Origin of the sequence: Sphaerotilus sp. (assembly GCF_013299175.1) — a bacterium.
Taxonomy (GTDB): domain Bacteria; phylum Pseudomonadota; class Gammaproteobacteria; order Burkholderiales; family Burkholderiaceae_C; genus Sphaerotilus.
Map to the genome: position 1 here is coordinate 1 of NZ_JAAFKF010000194.1, position 3,431 is coordinate 3,431.

Consider the following 3,431-nt stretch of genomic DNA (forward strand, 5'->3'; position numbering starts at 1 on the left):
TCAGATCCCGCGCCCGCGGCTCGCTGGCCAGCGTGTCGAGCGCGATGAGGTGGTAGTTCTCGTTGCCGCCCTGGTCGCGGCTGAACAGCACATGCCGGCTGTCCTGCGCCCAGCGGAAACCGCCCAGCCCCGGCGCCACCACGCGGTCCACCCCGGTCGGCTGCCCGTCCGCATCGACCGGGCGGACGAACAGCGCCGGGCCGGTGCCGTACACCCCGATCCAGCCGAGCTGCCGGCCATCGGGCGAGAGCTGGTAGTCGCCGGACGCGCGCGTGTTGGCGAAGAACGCGCGGGCGGGGATCAGCGGCGGCAGCGTGTCGCCCTGCAAGGCGGCGTGCTTCGGCGCGACGGCACAGCCGGCCTGCAGCACGGCCAGCAGCCACGGAAGACACCAGTTCAGCCAACGGGAACAAGAGCGGGCAATGGTTTGCATGGAAACCTCTCAGGTGCGCTCAGGTGGACAGGGTGCGCAAGGCCCGCGCGTGGTGCGCCACATGGTCCTCGACGACGCTGGCGATGAAGTAATAACCGTGGTCACACCCCGCATGCCGCCGCAGCGTGAGCGGCTGGCCGACCGATGCACACGCCGCCTCGAACGCCTCGGGGTGCAACTGCTCGACGAGAAACTTGTCCGCCAGCCCCTGGTCGATCAGGATGCCTTCGGGGTACGGCGCCCCGTCCTGCCGCGCCATCAGCACGCTCGCGTCGTGGTCGCCCCAGGTCGAGGTGTCCGGCCCGAGGTAGCCGGTGAACGCCTTGTGGCCCCATGGACAGAGCGTCGGCGCACAGATCGGCGCGAACGCCGACACGCTCGCAAACCGACCCGGATGCCGCAGCGCCAGCGTCAGCGCGCCGTGGCCGCCCATCGAGTGCCCGGAAATGCCCAGCCGCGTGCCATCCAGCCCGGACTGCGCCGCCACCGCCGGGATCAGCTCGCGCAACAGGTAGCTTTCCATGCGCCAGTGACCGGCCCACGGTGGCTGTGTGGCGTCGAGGTAAAAGCCCGCGCCGACGCCAAAGTCCCAGTGCTCCGCCTCGCCGAGCACGCCAGTGCCTCGCGGGCTGGTGTCGGGCATCAGCAGCGCCAGCCCGTGTGCGGCGGCGCTGCGCTGGGCGCCGGCTTTCATCGCGAAAGTCTCTTCGGTGCAGGTCAGCCCGGCCAGAAAGGTCAGCAGCGGCACGGCCTCACCCGCCAGCGCCTGCTTCGGCAAGAACAGCGCGAACCGCATCGGCAGGCCGATCTCCCGCGACACATGGCGATAGAACCGCTGCACGCCGCCGAAGCAGCCGTGCTCGCTGACGAGTTCCAATCCGTCGATCATGCTCAGAACTCCACCACCGAGCGGATCGACTCGCCGCTCTTCATCAGCTCGAAGCCGCGGTTGATGTCTTCCAGCTTGAGCTTGTGGGTGATGAGGTCGTCGATGTTGAGCTTGCCGTCCATGTACCAGTCCACGATCTTCGGCACGTCCGTCCGTCCGCGTGCGCCGCCGAACGCCGAGCCTTCCCACTTGCGGCCCGTGACGAGCTGGAACGGCCGGGTCGAGATCTCCGCACCCGCCTCGGCCACGCCGATGATGATGCTGCGGCCCCAGCCCTTGTGCGTGCATTCGAGCGCCTGGCGCATCACCTTGGTGTTGCCGATGCACTCGAAGCTGTAGTCGGCGCCGCCGTCGGTGAGCTGCACGATCGCGTCCACGAGGTTGCCGCCGGCCGCCTCGATGTCCTTCGGGTTCAGGAAGTGCGTCATGCCGAACTTGCGGGCCATCGCTTCGCGGGCCGGGTTCAGGTCCACGCCGATGATCTTGTCGGCGCCGACCATCTTCGCCCCCTGGATCACGTTCAGCCCGATCCCGCCCAGCCCGAAGACGACCACGTTCGCGCCCGCCTCGACCTTGGCCGTGAACAGCACCGCGCCCACCCCGGTCGTCACGCCGCAGCCGATGTAGCAGACCTTGTCGAACGGCGCGTCCGGGCGGATCTTGGCCAGCGCGATCTCGGGGACCACGATGTAGTTGCTGAAGGTGGACGTGCCCATGTAGTGGAGGATGGGCTTGCCGTTCAGGCTGAAGCGGCTGGTCGCGTCCGGCATCAACCCCTTGCCCTGCGTGCCGCGGATGAGCTGGCACAGGTTGGTCTTGCGGCTCAGGCAGAACTTGCACTGGCGGCACTCGGGCGTGTAGAGCGGAATGACGTGGTCGTCCTGGCGCAGCGAGGTGACGCCGGGGCCGACATCGACGACCACGCCCGCGCCCTCATGGCCGAGGATCGCGGGGAACAGCCCTTCCGGGTCGGCGCCGGAGAGCGTGTAGTAGTCGGTGTGGCAGATCCCGGTGGCCTTGATCTCGACGAGCACCTCGCCGAACTTCGGTCCTTCGAGGTCCACGGTCTCGATGGTGAGGGGCTGGCCTGCTTGCCAGGCGACGGCGGCGCGGGTTTTCATGGGGGGTTGTCTCCTGCAATGACGGTAACGGTGACGAAGGGCTCGCCGCAGTGTAGCGATCGGGTCGATACTTTCCGGCATGCACACCGACCAAACTCCCCTGCCCATCCTCCTCGTCACCGGCGGCAGCCGCGGCATCGGCGCCTCGGTGGCGCTGCTGGCGGCGCAGCAGGGTTACGCCGTCTGTCTCAGCTACCGCAGCCGCGCAGACCTCGCCGACACCTTGGTCGCGCAGATCCGAGGCGACGGCGGCCGGGCGCTGGCGGTACAAGCCGATGTCGCGGTCGAGGCCGACGTGCTGCGGCTGTTCGAGCGGGTCGATGCAGAACTCGGCCGCATCACGGCGCTGGTCAACAACGCCGGCGTGATCGGACGCCAGGGCCGCGTGATCGACATGGATGCGGCCCGGCTGCGGCGCGTGTTCGACACCAACGTCGTCGGCAGCTTCCTCTGTGCGCGGGAAGCGGTGCGGCGGATGTCCACGGCGCGGGGGGGTGCGGGTGGCGCCATCGTCAACCTGTCGTCGCGTGCAGCACGGCTGGGGTCACCGGGCGAGTTCGTCGATTACGCGGCGTCCAAAGGCGCCATCGACACCTTCACCATCGGACTGGCACGCGAGGTGGCCGCCGAAGGCATCCGCGTCAACGCCGTTGCGCCCGGCCTGATCGAAACCGAAATCCATGCCAGCAGCGGCGAGCCGGGGCGGGTCGAGCGGCTCAAGGCAGGAGTGCCGATGCAGCGGGGCGGGCATCCCGACGAGGTGGCGCGGGCGGTGTTGTGGCTGCTCTCGGTGCAAGCGTCCTACATCACCGGGACGGTGGTGGACGTGTCGGGTGGGCGCTGAGTCTTCTGCCCGATCGGCCACGGCCAGCAGCGACCCGGCACCACCCCCACCGACCGTGCTCGCACGCCTTGCCCCATGGTGGGTAGGCGCCTGGGTAGGTGATGCGCTTTTCTGAGGGGTTCAGAATTGCGCGTTTGTCTATGG

General features: G+C 68.8%; 4 protein-coding genes. 1 reads left to right on the forward strand and 3 read right to left on the reverse strand.

The annotated features are described in order from the left end of the window. From QZW52_RS19045 to QZW52_RS19055, 3 genes are all read right to left on the reverse strand, one after another. On the reverse strand, positions 1-433 hold a 433-nt coding region (locus tag QZW52_RS19045), incomplete at its 3' end, for a TolB-like translocation protein (RefSeq protein ID WP_473964397.1). 19 nt (positions 434-452) lie between these two features. Then, positions 453-1,322, reverse strand: coding sequence for an S-formylglutathione hydrolase (gene fghA / locus QZW52_RS19050; RefSeq protein ID WP_294001696.1), 870 nt, complete (start codon positions 1,320-1,322; stop codon positions 453-455). A 2-nt stretch (positions 1,323-1,324) separates the two neighbouring features. Beyond that, positions 1,325-2,443 carry an S-(hydroxymethyl)glutathione dehydrogenase/class III alcohol dehydrogenase gene (locus tag QZW52_RS19055; protein ID WP_294001697.1) on the reverse strand — a complete coding sequence of 373 codons (1,119 nt, stop codon included), beginning with the start codon at positions 2,441-2,443 and terminating at the stop codon, positions 1,325-1,327. Between the two features lie 79 nt (positions 2,444-2,522). On the opposite strand from QZW52_RS19055, the gene QZW52_RS19060 reads away from it, so the two are divergent. Next, positions 2,523-3,287 carry an SDR family oxidoreductase gene (locus QZW52_RS19060; RefSeq protein WP_294001698.1) on the forward strand — a complete coding sequence of 255 codons (765 nt, stop codon included), beginning with the start codon at positions 2,523-2,525 and terminating at the stop codon, positions 3,285-3,287. Positions 3,288-3,431: the final 144 nt, after the last annotated feature.